The following is a 17,560-nucleotide window of genomic DNA, read 5'->3' as shown; positions in this document are numbered from 1 at the left end:
GCGTCATCCGGTCACCGCCGCGTGCAGCGGGGCCAGCAGGGACAGGTCGTCGGTGGTGACGGTGAGGTGGGTGGCGCCGGCGGACCGCCAGGCGTCGGCGCGGGAGCGCCAGGTGTCCGGCCGGCCGGGGGCGGGCCGGAGCCGGGCTTCCACGCCGAACGCGGCCGGATCGCGACCCGCTTCGGCCACCGCCGCACGCAGTTCGGCGATGAGCGCGGCACCACGGCCGACCCGGTCGGCGAGCAGGCCGGACATGGTGAAGCCGTCGGCGAGCGCGGCGATCCGGCGCAGCGAGCGCGGTCTGCCTCCGGTGCGCAGGGTGCCGCCGCCCATCCACAGGGGTATCGGGTGGGGCCGTGGGGTGAGGGTCACGCCGGAGAACGCGAGGTGCTCGCCGGCGAAGTCCGCTTCCGGACGTGACCACAGCACCCGCAGCGCACGGACCTGTTCCTCGAACAGCGCCGCGCGGCCTTCCGGGGCGACGCCGAGTGCGGCGGACTCGGCACGGTCGGATCCGACGGCGACACCCAGACGCAGCCGGTCGCCGCTGAGGTGGGCCAGCTGTGCGGCCTGCTTGGCGGCGAGCACCACCGGGCGGTGCGGCAGGATCGTCATCGCCGTGGCCAGCTCGATCCGGCTGGTGACCGCCGCCAGGAACGCCACCAGCGTCAGACTCTCGTAGGCGGGAGCGCTGGACACCAGGTGCTCGGGGACGGACAGATGGTCGTAGCCCAGGCGCTCCGCGGTCACCGCGAACTCGCGCAGTCCGGCGGGGGAGAGGGCCGTCGGAACGGTACAGCCGAGGCGAAGGGTCATTTGCGGAAGGACTCCGGGTCGGCGGCGGAGATGAAGACCGCGCGCGGGCGTTCGGCGGGCAGCAACTGGGAGTTGAGGAGGCGCCGCACCGTTTTCTCCCCGCCGGGAAAGGGGTCGGTGACCGACAGATGGACGTCGAGCACCTGCGCGCCGCCCTCGTCCACCACCTTGGGCACGCAGTGCACCACCCCCGGAATGGCGTGTGCTGCTTGTCTGACGGTGTTCAGCGAGACCTTCTCGCCGCGCAGCACCACGAAGTCCGACAGGCGTCCGTGGAAGGTGAGATAGCCGTCGTCGAGGGAGAAGGCGTCCCCGGTGGCGATGGTCCGCGGCCCCAGCAGGGACCGCCCGCTGTGCTGTCCGACCCGACGCAGCAGTACCGTGCCGGACTCGACCAGCAACTCGCCCACCCCGCCGCGGACCTCGCGCAGCGAGGCGCGCACCCCGGGCAGCGTGCGGCCGACCGAGCCGTACCGGTGCGCGGGCTCGGCGTGCGCGGCCAGCGTCGACACGCGCGGCCCGGCCTCGGTGAGCCCGTACGTCAGGTACAGCTCCGCGCCCGGCCGGGCGGCCAGCAGATCCGCCACCTCCGCGGGCGCGAGCCGGTCCCCGCCGACCGCAAGCGCCCGCAGGCCACGCGGCACGAGTCCGGGGTCGGCCAGCAACTGGCGGGCGATCGTCGGGGTCACCGAGGAGTGGGTGATCCCGTGCGCGGCGATCGTGTCGCGGTACCCGACCGGCGAGAACGGCGGCCCGTCGAGCACCAGCCGCGCCCGGGTCACGTACGCGGCGAACGCCTGCGCCACCAGGGCGTAGGAGTAGTACAGCGGCAGGTTCACCAGCAGGGTGTCGGCCGCGGTGATGCCGGTGGCCCCGGTGTGCAGGCGGGCGTTGTGCAGCAGTGAGGACACCCGGTGCACGCAGGCGCTGAACATCCCCGAGGTGCCGGAGGTGGACAGCAGGATCTCGCCCGGCCGGTACCGGGTGGCGGGGTGTCCGGTCGGCACGGCGAACGCGTCGCCGACCGGCGTCCGTGGCCCGGCCCCGGTCAGCCGGGTGGTCACCACCACACCCGCCCCGACGTGCCCGGCCAGCGCGCGGACCCGCTGCCACGGCGTCCCGGGAGGCACGGCCAGCGGCACCAGACCCAGCAGCAACAAGGAGAGCTGCACGCGCAGCAGTTCCGCCCCGTTGGCCAGGCAGAGCACGACCGCGTCGCCCGGTGCCAGGCCAAGACCGGCCAGGTCGTCCAGCACGTCGTCGACTCCGGCCGGCCCGCCGCCGTCGCCACCGGCCCTGGTGTCGGCGACCCGGGTCAGGAAGTCGGCCACCCCGGACCGGGTGAGGCCCGTCACCGGTCCGCTCCGGTGCCGGTCAGGACCAGGCAGCGGCACAACTGCCGCTCTTCCGCGGTGGATTGCAGGCCCGCCAGGAGCACGTGCCTGGTGTGACCGTCCGCGAGCCAGCCCTCGATCACTGTGAACGCCACGGGGGCCACCCGGTCCGGGTGCGCCGCCAGCAGCAGCGAAGGACCGCGCAGCCCGTGACGCAGGGCGGGCAGCCCGGCCAGCACCCCCGGATTCGCCCCGGCGAAGCGCAGCGGCGACACCCGGGATCTCGGCACCGATCCGGCGATGCGGCGCATCGTCCGCTCGGTACCGCTCGCGCTCATGACCACGATCCCGGTGTCGTCGGCGGCGTCGAGCACCGGCTCGGCGCAGTCCGCCAGCGCTCGGTCCACGGTCTCGGCGACCAGCCAGGCCGCCGGGTCGGCATAGAAGGACGGCTTGTTGACCGCGTGCTCGGCCGGGTCATCGACGACCACCGTCGCCGAACCCAGCACCCGCACACCAGGCGGCACCTGTGTCACTCCCTCACCCCTTCGAACAGCAGGCACGTGTTGAACCCGCCGAAGCCCAACGTCAGGCTCAACCCGGCGCCGGGGCCCACGGGTTGTGCCGATCCCGTGGCCAGCCGCAGCGGTGCCGCCGGATCGCGCAGCCCGACGACCGGTGGAACCCGTCGGTGACGCAGCGCCAGCACCGTCGCGACGGCCTCGACGGCCCCGGTCGCACCCAGGCTGTGCCCGAACGCCCCCTTGGTGGCGAACGTCAACGGGCCTTCGGCGCCGAACAGTTCGCGCAGGCTGCGCGCCTCGACCTCGTCGTTGAGCGGTGTCCCCGTCCCGTGTGCGTTGATCACCGCGACGTCCGCGGCTGCCAGGCCGGCCGACGCCAGACAGCGCTCGACGGCGCGCACCACGGCGCGTCCTGACGGGTCGGGTGCGGTCAGTCCGGCGGCGTCGTTGGCCGCGCCGGTGCCGCGCAGCCTGGCATGCACCCGGGCGCCGCGCTCCCGGGCGGAGTCGGGGTGCTCGACCACCACGAAAGCCGCGCCCTCGCCGAGCAGCATCCCGTCGCGCGTCCGGTCGAACGCCCGCAGGGCGGTGGGGCTCATGGTGCCCAGCGCGGAATGCCCGAGCCGCTTCGCCTCAGTGACCACGTCCACCCCGCCCGCCACGCAGACGCGCCGCTCGCCCGAGCGCACCAGGGCGTGCGCGATGGCGATGGCGTCCGACCCCGCGGAACACGCGGTCATCACACACACCGGCGTACCGGGGTGCCCGATGCTCGCCGCCGCGTCGTCGGCCCAGGCGTGCAGCGTCGGCTCCGCCTCGTCCAAGGAGGCGCCGAAGCTGGTGCCGAGGACCAGGCCGACATCGGGGTCGGCCGTGGACAGGCCGGCATCCGTGAAGGCGGCGCGCAGCGCACGCGCGGCGAGCAGCCGCTGGCGCTCGGCCGGCGAAGTCCCGTACGGCGGCGCATCGATGACGGCGGCTGCGGTGTTGCGCAACGGGTGCGGCGATGCGACGGGCGCCAGACCCGATGCGCCCGCGCACAGCCGCTCCCACACCGCGTCCAGGTCCAGGCCCAGCGGAGTGTCCCAGGCCAGTCCTGTGATCACCGGGGTCACCACGGCCGGGCCCTTGCCGGATCGACCTTCGCCCGGCTCATCGCGCCGCGGAACCCGGCGACCGAACGGCCCTCCACGGTCACCTTGGCGGAGAAACTGAAGGTGTGGCCCGACAGCCGGTCCGCGCGGACGTCGAGCACGACCTGGTCGCCGGGCACGACCGGGGCGAGGAAGCGGGACTTGACCGTGCCGACCAGGGTCACCTCGTCGTCGGCGAGCGGGGCGCTGCTCAACTGGTAGAGCAGCACGCCGGATTGGGCGAAAGCCTGCATGGTGTGGCTGCCCGGCAGGATCACCCCCGGGGTCAGGCCGCGCTCGGGCAGGTGCCCGGACAGCGCGCCCATCTCCGCCGACACGGCGAACATGCTGCGCAGGAAGACGCCGGGCTCATGGTCGAGCACCCGGTCGATGAACAGCCGGGGGTGGCGTCCGCGCACCAGGGCGGCGATCGCCGATGTGCCCAGCGGACGCGCCACGCGGTCCGACGCGGGAGGGGGTGCCGATTCGTTGGTGTGCCGCATCCGGGACGATTCCTCTCAGGGCCTGTCGCAGCGGCGCCGGCAGGGGCACCGCGCGCCGGGTGTCGGGGTCGACGGCGGCGAAGACGAGGGCTCCGGTCACCAGCGGGGTACGGATGCCGTCCGCCTCCTCGCGCAGCAGACTCACCGCGAGCCTGAACCAGGCCGCGCCGACGTGGTCGACCCGGCCGTCTCCGACGATCACGTCGCGGTACACGGCGCTGTGGAGATAGGTCACCCGCAGTTCGGCGGCGACCAGGTCGACACCGGCCGCGCCGAAGGCGGTCAGACCCGCGCCGTGCGCCTCCAGGTGTTCCGTGCCCGCGGTCTCCATCAGTGAGGTGTAGCGGGAGAAGTGCACGATGCCGGTCGCGTCGGTGTCGACGTGCTCGACCCGGGTGCGAAACCCCGCGCTCACCACAGCGACCCGGCGCCTGCCGCCACCCGGTCCACGATCTCGTCGGCCTGCGCCTGGCCGGTGGTCAGCGGCAGCACGATGCGCAGGGTGGGATGGATGTAGCGCCGGTCGCCCGACCGCTTCCCCGCGCCCGCCATGAACTCCGCGTACACGCCCGCATCGATCAGCTTCCTGCGCAGCGTGCCGAGCTGCTCGGCCGCCGCGGAGGTCAGCTCCACGCCGAGCATGACCCCGGCCCCGCGGACCTCGGTGAACACGTCGGGGTGGCCGCCCACCAAGGCGGTGTCGAGGCGCTCGGCCAGCTTCGCGCCGACGTCGGCCGACTGCCGCAGCAGCCCTTCGGACACGATGTGCTCGATGCCGTCACGGATCACCGCGCAGTGCGGCGGCCGTAGATCGGACGTGGTCACGGCGCCGGATGCGCGGACGGCCAGTTCCTTGCGGGCGATCACCATCGACGTGGACACCGTGCCCATGCCCAGGTATTTGCCGATGACGGTGATGTCGGTGGGGACCGGTCCTTCCGCGTCGCGCATGGCCAGCCAGCGGCCGGTCTTGGCGAACGTCAGCACCTCGTCGGCCACCAGCAGCACGTCGTCGGCGGCGCACCGCCGTGAGAGGTCGCGCAGGTAGCCGGGCGGGGGCAGGAGGATGCCCGCGTCGCCCTGGATCGGCTCCACCACCACGGCCAGCAGCCGGTCGGCGGAGGCGGCGAAGTACTCAGCCAGGGCGTCGGTGTCGCCGAACGGGATGTGGTCGACCCGGACGCCGTACGGGCCGGCGGTGTCGGGCTCGGGCAGACCGGCCCGGTAGTGCCTGCGGTTGAGCAGCTGCACCAGCTCGCCGGTCCAGCCGTGCCAGGCGCCCTGGAAGGCCAGGATGGTGTCGCGCCGCTCCTTGCCCTGACGGTGTTTCAGCCGTCGGCCGTCGAACCGGGACTCCAGCACGAGCCGCAGCGCCAACTCGTTGCCCTCCGAGCCGGAGTTGCGCCCGCTGACGTGGTACTGCCCCGCGGGGAAGTGGCCGGTCCACAGTCCGCCGGGCCCGAAGAGCCGGTCGAGGAGTTCCGCCCGCTCCAGGGAGCCGAGTTCGTCGGTGACGTTGCCGACCGCGGTGCCGCGCGCCAGCGCCCCGCGCAGGACCGGGTGGTCGCCGCCCAGCGTCGCGCTGGCGTAGCCGCCGCTGGCGTCCAGCAGCCGCAGCCGCCTGCCCCGGCCTTCCGGGCTCAGGTCGACCACATCGAGTTCCAGGCCGCGCCCGCCCACGCAGGCGAACGGCAGCCGCGGAGCGCCGTAGTGGTTGAGGTGCAGGTCCGCGCCGCGCGACAGCACACCGGTCGGATCCCCGGCGCGGTCGTCGCGGGCGGCCGGTGCCGCGCTCACGCGGTGGCCGATGACTGGCCGGCCCCCGACAGCCGCTCGACCAGTGCGAGTACGTCGCCGAGCGTGGTCAACTCCCCGGCGGCGACGGCCTCGTCGGGGATTTCGATGCCGAATGCCTCCTCACACTGGACGCGCAGCTCCACGAAGCCGAGTGAGTCCATGCCGTAGCCCTCGCGCAGCCTGTCGTCGAGCCGCATCTGGTCGATCGGCACCTCCACCAGTACATCGGAGCTGAGAATTCGCTTGATGGTCTGTAAAGAGTTCACCAGAACTTTCCCCTCTGGGCGGGACTGTCCGAAAGGCCACGGCCGGGTTTTCGGTGCGCGGTAAATGCGGACGGGAACGCGGCTGTGAAATGGGCCGGAAATGAACGGACGCCGATCGGGAAATGGCGGCGTCAGTCATGCATGCCAATCGAAGCTAGAGGAGGTTTTGGCACCTGTCAATGCGGCCTCCGATTTTACTTGCCATTCATCTTTAAGTATCGGGCCTCGAAGGCTTTTACGCGCGAGTTCTGGACTGTTCAGGCCGTTCGCATAACGCAGTGAATACGGCTGGAAGCGACGCCTCCGGGTGCCGTGCAAGCCTGCGAAATGGCCGTGGAGGCGCTTTTTCGGGGCGGCGGAATCGCGGTTTCCGCTGACCGCTATGCGCCTTATGTGATGTTTGCCGTTCATCTCCTCTTGGCGGATACGGTACTTGTGACGCCAAAACGCCCCGGACTAGTCTCGGGCCGTCTATTTGCCTACCTGATGGACGCGGAGTGCGGGACGAGTAGGCAACCGGGTGCCCCGTTGAAACCGTCGCGCCCCATACCCGGGCTCCCCCTGTGATTCACCGCAAGCGCACAGGCAATTGCGCTGCCCGTTTCCCCTTTCCGGTGGCCGAAGTCCGTCCGATTGCACGGTCGCCGGCAGACTCTTTCGAAGGAGCCTCGAAAAGTCATGAGTGTCACCCCGGACGCCCTGCACGGCGTCACCCTGTTCGTCGGCGGCCCGATCCAGCACGCCCTGGTACCCGGCGGTATGGCGGCGCCGATCCGCGACTGCGTAAGCCTCACCATCGAGCAGGCACGGCAGGCCGGCGCCACCGTGCTTTCCGCGCACGTGGCCGAGCGGTTCGGCGCCGACACCTCCTCGTTCACCCCCGAGGAAGTGTCCGTGCGCGATTACGCGTGGATGCGCCAGTGCGATGTATTCGTGCCGGTGCTGCCGGTGCTCGACGGCACTCTGCTGCGCACGGATGGCACGCACATCGAACTGGGGTGGGCCAGCGCACTGGGCCGCCCCATCGTGGGCGTCACCGACCAGCCCTTCGCCGAGTCGGCCAGCCACCTGCTCAAGGGGCTCGCCCAGGTCGCCGACGCCACGTTCCTGTCCGCCAAGGAGATCGCCGCGGACCCGGCACTGCTGGTCGACGGCGTGCTGGCGACGCTGGGCCGGACCAGGACAGCGGCCTGACGTGGCGGCCGAGACACAGGTGCTGGGACTGAGCCTGGCCAATCCGGTCGTGGTCGGCTCGGGGCTGCTCACCGACCAGGAACGCAACATCCGCAGACTGCTGGAGACCGGCGCGGGCGCAGTGGTCACCAAAACCATCCACCCCAACCCGCCGACCGGCCTGGACGAGCGCATCCTCCGGCTGCCCACCGGAATGATCAACAGCACCACCTACTCCAAACGGTCCGTCGACCACTGGCTCGGCATCCTGCGCGACCTGGCACGGGACGGGCTGCCGGTCATCGCATCGCTGCACGCCGACAGCCCGGCGGAACTGGCCGGTCTGGCGGTCCGTGTGGCGGCGGCCGGCTGCCGGGCACTGGAGCTGGGCATCTCCTGCCTCAATGAGGAGGACGGCCTCGACGACACCCCCGAGCGGGTGCACACCTACACCGCGGCCGTCCGCGCCGCGACCCCGGTGCCGTTCTCGGTCAAGCTGGCCGGCGGCGAGGGCCTGCACGCCCGTGCGTTCGCCGCCGCCCGCGCCGGCGCGGACGCGGTGACCATCAGCGACACCCTGCCCGCAGCCGTCGTGGACCAGGAGACCGGCGACCTCCGGCTCGGCGGCGTCTTCGGCTACTCGGGACCTGGCATCAAGCCGCTGGTGCTGGCCGCACTGTGGCAGCTGCGCCGGGCCGGGTTCAGCCTGCCCGTGCTGGGCTCGGGCGGCGTCCAGTCGGGCCGGGACGTACAGGACTACCTGCGGGTCGGTGCGGTGGCCGCCCAGGTGTACACCGCGCTGCACACCGACATGTACCTCACGCTCGCCCGGATCGTGGCCGAGACCACCGGAGGGGACGATCCAGGCAACACACCCGCCACCGAGGCGGGCCGGTCCGAGCGGGTGCGGCCATGACCCCCCGGTCGGCGGGGCCGCAGCTGTGCGACCTGAGCAGCGCCGAGGTACTGGACGCCACCGCGGGGCAGACCGTGGTGTGGCCGGTGGGATCCATCGAACAGCACGGCCCGCACCTGCCGCTGTCCGTGGACACCGTCCTGGCCGACGCGTTCGCCCGGCAGATCGCCTACGAGCTGACCGCCCTGACCCTGCCGGCCCAATCCATCGCGGCGCGGTCGCTGCCGCAGAGCGGGGGAGGGCTGGCCTTCCCCGGCACCGTCCACGTACGCGGCCAGTCCCTGCTGGCCTTCCTGACGGACGTACTGGAGTCGTTGTGCGCCCTGCCGTGGCACCGACTCCTGGTCGTCAACGGCCACTTCGAGAACGAGCCGTTCCTGTTCGAGGCACTCGACGAGGTGGGCAGGCGGCCGGCCGCGGCGGGAAAGGAGTTCATCGCGCTGAGCTGGTGGAGCCTGGTCGACACGGACTGGCTCGCCGGACGGATACCGCTCTTCCCCGGGTGGCACGCCGAGCACGCGGGGATCACCGAGACCAGCCTGATGCTCTACCTCCGCCCCGACCTGGTGTCGGCCGCGCGCCCCGACCACGCCGACCCGCCCCGCCCGGGGATCTACCTGCACCCCGTCGACGTCGGCCGCACGACCAACCAAGGTGTCCTGTCGAGCACTTCGGGCGCCACCGCCGACCTGGGCAAGGACCTCTTCTGGCACGTGGTCTCCGCCGCCGTTGACCTGGTGTCCGATGGCAGCGGACTGCTGCGCGAGGAGCGAACATGACCACACCCACCCTCTGCGTGTGCAACGCGGTCGACACCCTGCGCGACTTCGCCGTCCGCGCCGACGGCGTCGACGAGCTGCTGTCGGAGTGCTACGCCCAGCAGGACCAGGCGCTGTTCTGGGGACCTGTGAACAAGATGCTCATCACCTACGAGCCGATCAGCCACCTGGACTGGCAGCAGAAGTTCCTGGAGCTGGACGGCGTGCTGAACCTCAGCCCGGCGGGCAGGACCGGCTCACTGTTCGCCGACACACTCGCCGACCCCGCGCTGATGGCCGCCGTCGCCGCCCACGCGGGCCCCGGACGCAGGATCCGGCTGATCCCGCACACCACCACCACCGACCTGTGGCGGTTCGCCGATGCCCTGCGCACCGAGTACGGCGTCGTGGCCGAACTGCCGGAGAGCACACCGCAGCAGAGCCTGCGCGACCTGTTCGACACCAAGACGGGACTGCGCGATCTGGCCACCGGCCTCGGCATGACCGACGGGCCCTGCCGCATCCCGCCCGGTACGCACTGCGCCGGCCGGCAGGAGGTGCCGGCGGCGGTGCGGGCCATGCTCGCCACGGGCACGCCGTGCATCGTCAAGGCGGACCGCGGGGAGGCGAGCCTCGGCCTGCTGATCTTCCGGCCCGGCGACGACGACATCGCCGAACGCCTGGCCGCGAGCGCGTTCTACGGCGAAGACCCGGTGGTCGTCGAGGAGTTCATCGACGGCGACATCACCTTCCCTTCCGTGGAGTACCTGATCCTCGATGAGGCACCGCCACACCTCTGCTACACGACCGACATGCTCTTCGAGGGCGCCACCCACCTGCGCGGCAACGTCACCGCACGGGAACTGCGTGACACATGGTGGTACCGCCCGCTGACCGAAGGCGGGCTCCGGCTGGCCGGCGAGATGCAACGGCGCGGCTACCGCGGGCGGTTCGGCATCGACGCCATCGCCCGCGACGGCGTCGTCCACATGCACGACCTCAACGCCCGCCGCACCGGATCGAGCCACGTCCACGAATTCGGCGAGCAACTCATCGGCCCCCACTACCTCGACACCCACGCCGTCGGCAACTACGACTTCTACGACCTGCCTGACCGGCCGGATCTGCCGGAAGTACTGCGGCTGCTCGGACCGCTCGTGGCCTCGCCCCGGCACGCCGAACGTGGCGTGGTCCCCACCGAACTGACCGATCTGCGCAATGGCAGACTGAGCTGCATGTTCTACGCGCCAAGTCTCGCCGGGTTACATGAACTGATCGTCAGCGCCAGGACGGCTCTGGGCCTCGGCACGTGACCAGCACACTGCCCGCTGTCGGGGCGGTCCGGCGCTGGCTGGTGCTGACCGTGGTGCTGCTGTGCTTCCTGCCCGCCGCCATGGACGTCACCATCCTCACCATCACCGTCCCGACCCTCGCCCACGAACTGCACGCGTCCCCCACCGAACTGCTGTGGACGGTGGACGTGTACTCGCTCCTGATGGTCGGACTGGTCCTGGTCAGCGGGCCGTTGGGCGACCGGATCGGCCACAAGCGGCTGCTGCTTGCCGGGTTGGCGGTCTTCGGCGTGGCCTCCGCGCTGTGCGCGACGGCAACGGGACCACTGGCCCTGATCGGTGCCCGCGCGGTGCTGGCGGTCGGCGCGGCGATGATCATCCCGGCCACGCTGGCGCTCATCCGGCAGACCTTCGGCGACGGCCGCGACCACGCGGTGGCCATCGGGGCGTGGAGCGCGGTCGCGGCCGGCGCGTCGGCGCTTGGCCCGGTGGCGGGCGGCTTCCTGCTGCTGCACTTCTGGTGGGGCTCGATCTTCCTGGTCAACCTGCCGGTCGTGGCGCTCGCCGTGCCCGCCGTCGCGCTGCTGCTGCGCAACGAGGTCGAGTCCGAACGGCAGCCCTGGGAAGCCACTTCGCCCCTCCTGTCGATCGTGGGCTTCCTGGGCTGCGCCTACGCGATCATCGCCTTCACCCACGACGACGTCGCCGTTCCTGAGGTGGCGCTGCCGGGCCTGCTGGGCCTGACCGCACTGGTCCTGTTCGTACGGCGGCAGCAGCGCAGCGCGCATCCGATGCTGGACCTGTCCCTGTTCCGGCTGCCCGCGCTGCGCGCCGGGGTGGTGGCATCGGTGCTGCCGGTGCTGGTGATGGTCGGCTTCGAATTGCAACTCGTGCAGTACCTCCAGTTCGCCGAGGGACTGTCGGCGGAGGCCGCCGCGCTGTACCTGATCCCGATGCCGGTCGCCGCGATGGTGGCGGGACCAGCGGGCGGACTGATCCTCTCCCGTACGGGGCCGCGCAGGGGCGTGCCCGCCGGCCTGCTGCTCGCGGCGACCGGGTACGTCCTGGTCGCGTCCGGCACGGTGGTGCCGCTCGGCCTGGCCCTGATCGGGTTCGGCCAGGGCCTGGTCCAGATGGTCGCCTCGAACCTGATCATGGCCACCGCGCCCTCCGCCCAGGCGGGCGCGGCGGCGGGCATCGAGTCCGTCTCCTACGAGGCGGGCGCCGGCCTGGGAATCGCCGTTTTCGGCACGGTCACCACGGTCACCTACCGCCTGCTTCTTCCCCCGGGCACGTCGTCGTCCCCGCTGCAGGCCGGTGCCTCCCAGGAAACGGTCCGGGCACTCACCGACGCGTTCCACACCATCACCTGGCTGGCCGCTGCTCTCACCCTGGTCACGATCTTCCTGGCCACCCCGAAAGCACCGGCGGCCCACGCTCCTGCCGGGGGCGCCTGAGCCGGGGTGTGTCCGGCCTGGATTCCGGCACATGACCTCTGACATATCGCCCCGTCGGCCGGCCCGCACCGCCCCGGAACTGCGGGCCGCCGACCGGGGTCCGGCGGGCGCTACCGGAGCGGGAAGTCGGTGCCGTGTTCGTCCGCGGGCCGTGGGCCGAAGATGCGCCGGTCGGCTTCGGTGATGGCGGTGTCGTTGATGCTCGCCTCACGGCGTCGCATCAGGCCGCGCTCGTCGAATTCCCACAGCTCGTTGCCGTAGCTGCGCCACCACTGACCGCCGGCGTCGTGCCACTCGTACTGGAAGCGCACCGCGATGCGGTCCTCGTGGAATGCCCAGAGGCTCTTGCGGAGCGCGTAGTCCAGCTCGCGCTCCCACTTCCGGGTCAGGAAGGCGATGATCTCCTGTCGGCCCCGGGCGAACAGGTCCCGGTTCCGCCACGTCGAGTCGTGGGTGTAGGCCAGGGCCACCCGGTGCGGATCGCGGGTGTTCCAGGCGTCCTCGGCTGCCTGGACCTTCTGGAGCGCGGTCTGCCGGGTGAACGGCGGGCAGGGCGGGCGGCTTTCGGACACGGTGGTCTCCTCACATTGAGAACGAGCGTTCTCCATCGATGGGTCTAAGGTAGAGAACGACCCTTCTCAACGTCAAGGAGCCCCGCCATGCCGGCCCCGATCACCGAGGAACAAAGCCGCCAGGACCGTGAGGCGCTGCTGGACGCGGCGGAGGCGCTCTTCTACGAGCGGGGCATCCAGGCGGTCGGGATGGACCGGATCCGCGCGGCATCCGGCCTGCCCCTGAAGCGGATCTACCGGCTCTTCGCGACGAAGGAAGACCTCGTGGTCGCGGTACTCCAGCGCCGCGACCAGCAGTGGCGGGGCAGCCTGGCCGCTCACGTGGAACGCGTCGCGGACCCACGCGAGCGGGTGCTCGCGGTCTTCGACTGGCTGGCCGAGTGGTTCGCGGAGCCCGGATTCCGCGGCTGCGCCTGGGTCAACGCACACGGTGAAATCGGCGCGTCATCCGAGCCCGTGCTGGCTGAAGTCCGGTCGCACAAGCGGGCGTTCCACGACCAGATCGCCGGGTGGGCGCAGGCCGCCGGGATGCCGTCGGCCGAACCGGTGTTCCTGCTCGCCGAAGGAGCCATCGTCGCCGCCGGCATCAGCGGCGACACCGCCCCCGCCCGTCACGCACGCGCGACCGTCGAAACGCTTCTCGGTTCCCCATGAGCCCCTGCCTGGCTGCCGACGACACCTCGGGCCCCACCGTTCCGGCCCCGGCCGCGGGCCCGCCGCGGCGCCTCGGCCGAACGGCAGGCGGCGCCGGGGGCGTTGGTACGGTAACCGGATGACCAGCGAATTCGACGTCGCCGACGCCGAGGTGGCGGCGGAACCGCTGACCCGGGCCGTCACCCCGCGCCAGCTCATCGTCACCGTCTACGGCCTCTACTCGCGCCGTCAGGGTGGCTGGCTGTCCGTGGCCGCGCTGATCGGTCTGCTCGCCGGCCTAGGCGTCGACGGGCAGGCCGTCCGCTCGGCCGTCCACCGCCTCAAGCGGCACGGCGTACTCGACGCCACCCGCCACGACGGCGCCGCGGGCTACGAACTGTCCGAAGCGGGACTGACCATCCTCCGCGAGGGCGACGAGCGGATCTTCCGGCGTACCCGCGCCACCCTCACCGACGGCTGGCTGCTCGCCGTCTTCTCCGTCCCCGAGTCCGAGCGCAACAAGCGCCACCAGCTGCGCTCCCAGCTCACCCGGCTCGGCTTCGGCACGGTCTCGGCCGGCGTCTGGATCGCACCGGCCCACCTGCACGACGCGACCGCCGCCATGCTGCGCCGCCTCGACCTCACCGCCTACGCCGACCTGCTGCGCTGCGACTACCTCGCCTTCGGCGACCTGTCCGAGAAGGTCAGGCAGTGGTGGGACTTCGCCCAGCTCGAACCGCTCTACGCGGACTTCATCGCCGACCACGGCCCGGTGCTCGAACACCTCGGCAGCCGCACGCCCGTGGACGGCCCCGAAGCGTTCACCACCTACGTGCAGGCGCTGACCGACTGGCGGCGGCTGCCCTACCTGGACCCGGGACTGCCCGCCGAACTGCTGCCCGCGGACTGGGTCGGCATCCGCGCGGCCGACCTGTTCTTCGCGCTGCACGACGCGCTGGAGGCCCCCGCACGGGAACACGTCGCCACGGTGCTGGGGCTCAGGGAGCGCTGACGGCACGGAGAGCGCCGTCCCCCGGCGCTCGTGTCACACCCGCCCGCGGTGCCCCAACAGGCCCCGCACATACGCCGCCTGGCCCGCATGCTGGAGATCGTCGGCGATCACGCTGATCAACCGCACCGCCAGCGTGACCGGCGGATCCCAGGAGCTGTCGATGACCCGCTCCAGGTCCTTGACCTGCAAGGTCGCGACGTAATCCACCGTGGTGTCGTGCACCGCCGTGTGGTAGCCGGTGAGCTGCCGCGCGGTCAGGTCGCGTACCGCCGCCACGTCCTTGCGGGAGTGGCCGTATCCGGTGGAGCCGGCCGGGAAGGGCAGGCCGAAGCGCTTGGCCCAGCCCTGCGCCGTCCAGACCTGCTCGGTGCCGGCCGCGTCCGCGATGTGGTCGTCCTGGACGCGGGTCAGATGCCAGACGAGCCAGCAGATCGAATTGCCCTCGCCCCCACCCGGGCGCTCGGCCAGCTCTCCGGGACCGAGCCCGCTGACCACTTCCTCGACGACCTCCCGGATGCGGCCGAAGGCATCGACGAGCAGGTCCGTTCCGGCGCTCATGCGGGCTCCTTCGGATGAGGGGCGGGGCAGGACGGCCGTCCCCGGTGGCGGGCGGCAGTCGCGTGCCGTTCGGGGTGGCCCGTTCCATGATGGTCGGCCCCCACGGCACCCACCACCGGAAGCGCCCCGACCGGCCTTCGCGGCCCGCCCGGCATACCGACGGGTGTACCGACTGTGGTCATCGGGTTACCACAGGTGGCGAGCGCCGTCGCCCGCCCATAACTTCGCCTCATGGTGAAACGACAGCTGAAATACGCGGGGTGCCTGGCAACGGTCCTGGTCACCGGACTGGTCACGGCCCCACCGAGCCAGGCAGGCGACCATTACACGGTCCACCCGGGTGAGTCGATCCAGAAGGCGGTGGACGCGGCCGAGCCGGGTGACACCGTCGACATCGCGCCGGGCGTGTACCGGGAGAGCGTGCGGATCGACAAGCCCGGCCTGACCCTGCGCGGGGCGGGCGAGTGGACCGTGATCCGTCCTGCGGAGACCCGGGCGGCGGACTCCTGCGGGCAGCAGGGCAACGGCATCTGCGTCCTGGGCACGGCGGGCCACCGTCTGCGTGACGTCGGCATCCACTCCCTGACCGTCTCCGGCTTCCGCAAGAACGGCATCTGGGCCTCCGAAACCGACCGGCTGCGGGTGCGCGGGGTGACCTCACGCGACAACGGCCAGTGGGGCATCGCCCAGCAGAAATCCATCCGCGGAACCTTCCTGGACAACTCCGCGTCCGGCAACGGCGACGCGGGCATCTTCCTGGCCAACACGGTCGAGGAGGAAGGCGGCGCCCTCAACACCCGCGGTGCGCGCATCGACCGCAACACCGTCACCGGCAACCGCATCGGCATCACCGTCCGCCGTGCCCGCCACCTGAGCGTCGACGACAACGAGGTGACAGGGAACTGCAGCGGTGTGTTCGTCGTCGGCGACGAATCCCGCCCGCGCGCCGGTGCGTTGACGGTCAACCGGAACAACGTCTCCGAGAACAACAAGTCCTGCCCCGCCACCAAGCGCCTGCCCGCACTCCAGGGCTCCGGCATCGTCCTCACCGGCGCCGAGGACGCCCGCGTGGAGAAGAACCTCGTCCGCGGCAACGTCGGCAACTCCCCGCTGTCCGGCGGAATCGTCCTCTTCCACAGCTTTGTGAAGGTGCTCAACGAACGCCATGTCCTTGAAGGAAACGTGGCGCTGGACAACAAGCCCGCCGACCTCGCCAACCGCGACACCGGCAAGACCAACCGCTTCGAAGCCAACATCTGCCGCACCTCGCAGCCGGCCGGCATGTGCTGACCCACGCGCCGGTCCCGACCAGCAGAAACGAGACGGAATGACCACCGTGAGCCCCACCCCGCAGCCGGCCATGAAGCTGCGGGAACTCGTCTTCGGCGCCGCGTGCGCCGCGGCCGTGCGCGCAGCCGCCAGGCTCGGCGTGGCCGACGCACTCGGAGACACGCCCGCCACACCGGAAGAACTCGCCACCACACTGGACATCGAACCCAGGCCCCTGGAACGACTGCTGCGGGCCCTGTCCTGCTACGGAGTCTTCGAGGAGACCGACGACGGCAAGTACGCCCACACCGAGATGTCCAGGCTGCTGCGGGACGACGCCCCCAACAGCCTGCGGTACATCTCCCTGTGGTGCACCGAACCGTGGACCTGGGACGCCTGGCCGATGCTCGACCAGGCCGTACGCTCGGGCCGCAGCGTCTTCGACGACCTGTACGGCAAGGGCTTCTTCGAGTACCTGCACCAGGACGCCCGCGACTCGGCCCAGGTCTTCGACCGGGCCATGACCACCTCGTCCAAGCAGTCGGCGCAGGACGTCGCCGGACTCCTCGACCTCACCGGAGTCGCCACCGTCGTCGACATCGGCGGCGGCCAGGGCCACGTCCTGGCCGGACTCCTGGAGAAGCACCCGGACCTCGAAGGGACACTGCTCGACCTGCCCGACGTCGTCGCCAACGCGGACCCCAGGCTGCGCGACGGCGGCCCGCTCGCCGCGCGGGCCCGGATCCTGCCCGGCGACTGCCGCAGCGCCGTCCCGGTCCAGGCCGACCTCTACCTCATCAAGAACATCCTGGAATGGGACGACGAGAGCACCCGCAGGACGCTCCGCAACGTCGTCGACGCCGCGCGGCCCGGCGCCCGGGTGGTGATCATCGAGAACCTGGTGGACGACAGCCCCTCCATGAAGTTCACCACCGCCATGGACCTGCTGCTGCTCCTCAACGTCGGCGGCGCCAAGCACTCCAAGGAGAGCCTGGTGCACAGGATGAGCGAAGCGGGCCTGGTCATCGGCGACATCCTCCAGGTCAACCCGTATCTGCACGCCTTCGAGTGCACCGTCCCCGAGTAGCGCGAGCCGTCCGCGCACCACGAAGCAGGCCGCCTGCCGGAGGAGTTCCCCGGCAGGCGGCCTGCTTCGTGCGGCCTCGGCGGATCAGGACCGGCCGTCACGCTCCCAGCGGTAGAACTGGTGGGCCATCGCGTCCTTCGGGCCCCGCCAGGTCTCCGGGTCGTACGGGCTGACGTAGGCGGACAGCCGGTCGCTGATGGCGCGGAACTCGGGGTGTCCTGTCACCTTGGCGATCTCCGGGCCCGGCGGCTGTTCCGACTCGATGAGGTGCAGATACACCTCACCGAACTGGAAGAGCGTCCGCCGGGTGACGCCGACCAGATGCGGCAGTTCCGTACGGTCGGACGCGCTGAACACGTCGGCGATATCCGGAGCCGACTCCGGCGCCATACGGGCGACGATCAGAGCGTGATGCATCGGGAGGGTTCCTTCCTTGCCGCCGGTGCGGCGGTGCGAACGG

Annotated in this window: 20 protein-coding genes; 9 read left to right on the top strand and 11 right to left on the bottom strand. The window is 71.5% G+C overall.

Annotated elements, in window-relative coordinates; all coding sequences use genetic code 11:
• Positions 1–3 precede the first annotated feature (3 nt).
• Genes ACGFNI_RS18665 through ACGFNI_RS18630 form a run of 8 tightly spaced genes read right to left on the bottom strand, consistent with a single transcriptional unit; the run spans position 4 to position 6,373 of the window.
• Positions 4–816 (bottom strand): TIGR03619 family F420-dependent LLM class oxidoreductase, encoded by an 813-nt coding sequence (locus tag ACGFNI_RS18665; protein WP_393685022.1) that lies wholly within the window; start codon positions 814–816, stop codon positions 4–6.
• Complete coding sequence (locus tag ACGFNI_RS18660; protein ID WP_393685020.1) at positions 813–2,171, bottom strand: class I adenylate-forming enzyme family protein; 1,359 nt, start codon at positions 2,169–2,171, stop codon at positions 813–815. Before ACGFNI_RS18660 ends, ACGFNI_RS18665 begins: the two co-directional genes overlap by 4 nt.
• A complete protein-coding gene (locus ACGFNI_RS18655) occupies positions 2,168–2,686 on the bottom strand; it encodes a polyketide synthase (protein ID WP_393685018.1) in 519 nt (172 codons plus the stop codon). Before ACGFNI_RS18655 ends, ACGFNI_RS18660 begins: the two co-directional genes overlap by 4 nt.
• Positions 2,683–3,792 (bottom strand): beta-ketoacyl-[acyl-carrier-protein] synthase family protein, encoded by a 1,110-nt coding sequence (locus ACGFNI_RS18650; RefSeq protein WP_393685016.1) that lies wholly within the window; start codon positions 3,790–3,792, stop codon positions 2,683–2,685. The genes ACGFNI_RS18655 and ACGFNI_RS18650 overlap by 4 nt, the downstream gene beginning before the upstream one ends.
• Positions 3,786–4,190 carry a 3-hydroxyacyl-ACP dehydratase FabZ family protein gene (locus ACGFNI_RS18645; RefSeq protein ID WP_393685015.1) on the bottom strand — a complete coding sequence of 135 codons (405 nt, stop codon included), beginning with the start codon at positions 4,188–4,190 and terminating at the stop codon, positions 3,786–3,788. Before ACGFNI_RS18645 ends, ACGFNI_RS18650 begins: the two co-directional genes overlap by 7 nt.
• Positions 4,177–4,725, bottom strand: coding sequence for an acyl-CoA thioesterase (locus ACGFNI_RS18640; protein ID WP_393685013.1), 549 nt, complete (start codon positions 4,723–4,725; stop codon positions 4,177–4,179). Before ACGFNI_RS18640 ends, ACGFNI_RS18645 begins: the two co-directional genes overlap by 14 nt.
• On the bottom strand, positions 4,722–6,107 hold the full coding sequence (locus tag ACGFNI_RS18635; protein ID WP_393685011.1) for an aminotransferase class III-fold pyridoxal phosphate-dependent enzyme: 1,386 nt from the start codon (positions 6,105–6,107) through the stop codon (positions 4,722–4,724). The genes ACGFNI_RS18640 and ACGFNI_RS18635 overlap by 4 nt, the downstream gene beginning before the upstream one ends.
• Complete coding sequence (locus ACGFNI_RS18630; protein ID WP_393685009.1) at positions 6,104–6,373, bottom strand: acyl carrier protein; 270 nt, start codon at positions 6,371–6,373, stop codon at positions 6,104–6,106. The genes ACGFNI_RS18635 and ACGFNI_RS18630 overlap by 4 nt, the downstream gene beginning before the upstream one ends.
• A gap of 678 nt (positions 6,374–7,051) precedes the next feature.
• Here ACGFNI_RS18630 and ACGFNI_RS18625 point away from each other — a divergent pair.
• From ACGFNI_RS18625 to ACGFNI_RS18605, 5 genes are read left to right on the top strand one after another with little or no spacing between them, the layout of a single operon-like run.
• Positions 7,052–7,567, top strand: a complete 516-nt coding sequence (locus ACGFNI_RS18625; RefSeq protein ID WP_393685008.1) for a nucleoside 2-deoxyribosyltransferase — start codon at positions 7,052–7,054, stop codon at positions 7,565–7,567.
• 1 nt (position 7,568) lies between these two features.
• Complete coding sequence (locus ACGFNI_RS18620) at positions 7,569–8,462, top strand: dihydroorotate dehydrogenase (protein WP_393685007.1); 894 nt, start codon at positions 7,569–7,571, stop codon at positions 8,460–8,462.
• Positions 8,459–9,241: a creatininase family protein gene (locus tag ACGFNI_RS18615; protein ID WP_393685006.1), complete on the top strand. Its 783-nt coding sequence runs from the start codon at positions 8,459–8,461 to the stop codon at positions 9,239–9,241. Before ACGFNI_RS18620 ends, ACGFNI_RS18615 begins: the two co-directional genes overlap by 4 nt.
• Positions 9,238–10,533 carry a hypothetical protein gene (locus ACGFNI_RS18610; protein WP_393685005.1) on the top strand — a complete coding sequence of 432 codons (1,296 nt, stop codon included), beginning with the start codon at positions 9,238–9,240 and terminating at the stop codon, positions 10,531–10,533. The genes ACGFNI_RS18615 and ACGFNI_RS18610 overlap by 4 nt, the downstream gene beginning before the upstream one ends.
• Positions 10,530–11,969, top strand: a complete 1,440-nt coding sequence (locus ACGFNI_RS18605; RefSeq protein WP_393685004.1) for an MFS transporter — start codon at positions 10,530–10,532, stop codon at positions 11,967–11,969. The genes ACGFNI_RS18610 and ACGFNI_RS18605 overlap by 4 nt, the downstream gene beginning before the upstream one ends.
• A gap of 110 nt (positions 11,970–12,079) precedes the next feature.
• Here the strand turns inward: ACGFNI_RS18605 and ACGFNI_RS18600 are convergent, their stop codons facing one another.
• Positions 12,080–12,541 (bottom strand): DUF1348 family protein, encoded by a 462-nt coding sequence (locus ACGFNI_RS18600; RefSeq protein ID WP_393685002.1) that lies wholly within the window; start codon positions 12,539–12,541, stop codon positions 12,080–12,082.
• An 87-nt stretch (positions 12,542–12,628) separates the two neighbouring features.
• On the opposite strand from ACGFNI_RS18600, the gene ACGFNI_RS18595 reads away from it, so the two are divergent.
• Together ACGFNI_RS18595 and ACGFNI_RS18590 are read left to right on the top strand one after the other, a co-directional pair.
• Positions 12,629–13,195, top strand: a complete 567-nt coding sequence (locus ACGFNI_RS18595; RefSeq protein ID WP_393685000.1) for a TetR/AcrR family transcriptional regulator — start codon at positions 12,629–12,631, stop codon at positions 13,193–13,195.
• Between the two features lie 118 nt (positions 13,196–13,313).
• A complete protein-coding gene (locus ACGFNI_RS18590; RefSeq protein WP_393684998.1) occupies positions 13,314–14,186 on the top strand; it encodes a PaaX family transcriptional regulator C-terminal domain-containing protein in 873 nt (290 codons plus the stop codon).
• 33 nt (positions 14,187–14,219) lie between these two features.
• Here ACGFNI_RS18590 and ACGFNI_RS18585 read toward each other — a convergent pair whose 3' ends face one another.
• Positions 14,220–14,744 (bottom strand): DUF664 domain-containing protein, encoded by a 525-nt coding sequence (locus ACGFNI_RS18585; protein ID WP_393684997.1) that lies wholly within the window; start codon positions 14,742–14,744, stop codon positions 14,220–14,222.
• 231 nt (positions 14,745–14,975) lie between these two features.
• On the opposite strand from ACGFNI_RS18585, the gene ACGFNI_RS18580 reads away from it, so the two are divergent.
• Together ACGFNI_RS18580 and ACGFNI_RS18575 are read left to right on the top strand one after the other, a co-directional pair.
• Positions 14,976–16,034 (top strand): nitrous oxide reductase family maturation protein NosD, encoded by a 1,059-nt coding sequence (locus ACGFNI_RS18580; RefSeq protein WP_393684995.1) that lies wholly within the window; start codon positions 14,976–14,978, stop codon positions 16,032–16,034.
• Positions 16,035–16,071: 37 nt separating this feature from the next.
• Complete coding sequence (locus ACGFNI_RS18575) at positions 16,072–17,100, top strand: methyltransferase (RefSeq protein WP_393684993.1); 1,029 nt, start codon at positions 16,072–16,074, stop codon at positions 17,098–17,100.
• Positions 17,101–17,184: 84 nt separating this feature from the next.
• On the opposite strand, the gene ACGFNI_RS18570 is transcribed toward ACGFNI_RS18575, so the two are convergent.
• On the bottom strand, positions 17,185–17,517 hold the full coding sequence (locus ACGFNI_RS18570) for a TcmI family type II polyketide cyclase (protein ID WP_393684991.1): 333 nt from the start codon (positions 17,515–17,517) through the stop codon (positions 17,185–17,187).
• Between the last annotated feature and the right edge of the window lie 43 nt (positions 17,518–17,560).

The sequence above is a fragment of the Streptomyces sp. NPDC048644 genome, from assembly GCF_043199105.1.
Taxonomy (GTDB): domain Bacteria; phylum Actinomycetota; class Actinomycetes; order Streptomycetales; family Streptomycetaceae; genus Streptomyces.
Note: the sequence above shows the minus strand (reverse complement) of the source record. Positions and strands in the feature narration are given on the sequence as shown.

Coding starts and splice junctions, on each gene's coding strand:
- ACGFNI_RS18610 (WP_393685005.1), top strand. CDS start 9,238: ATGACCACACCCACCCTCTGCGTGTGCAACGCGGTCGACACCCTGCGC.
- ACGFNI_RS18580 (WP_393684995.1), top strand. CDS start 14,976: ATGGTGAAACGACAGCTGAAATACGCGGGGTGCCTGGCAACGGTCCTG.
- ACGFNI_RS18590 (WP_393684998.1), top strand. CDS start 13,314: ATGACCAGCGAATTCGACGTCGCCGACGCCGAGGTGGCGGCGGAACCG.
- ACGFNI_RS18615 (WP_393685006.1), top strand. CDS start 8,459: ATGACCCCCCGGTCGGCGGGGCCGCAGCTGTGCGACCTGAGCAGCGCC.
- ACGFNI_RS18665 (WP_393685022.1), bottom strand. CDS start 816: ATGACCCTTCGCCTCGGCTGTACCGTTCCGACGGCCCTCTCCCCCGCC.
- ACGFNI_RS18625 (WP_393685008.1), top strand. CDS start 7,052: ATGAGTGTCACCCCGGACGCCCTGCACGGCGTCACCCTGTTCGTCGGC.
- ACGFNI_RS18585 (WP_393684997.1), bottom strand. CDS start 14,744: ATGAGCGCCGGAACGGACCTGCTCGTCGATGCCTTCGGCCGCATCCGG.
- ACGFNI_RS18570 (WP_393684991.1), bottom strand. CDS start 17,517: ATGCATCACGCTCTGATCGTCGCCCGTATGGCGCCGGAGTCGGCTCCG.
- ACGFNI_RS18575 (WP_393684993.1), top strand. CDS start 16,072: ATGACCACCGTGAGCCCCACCCCGCAGCCGGCCATGAAGCTGCGGGAA.
- ACGFNI_RS18595 (WP_393685000.1), top strand. CDS start 12,629: ATGCCGGCCCCGATCACCGAGGAACAAAGCCGCCAGGACCGTGAGGCG.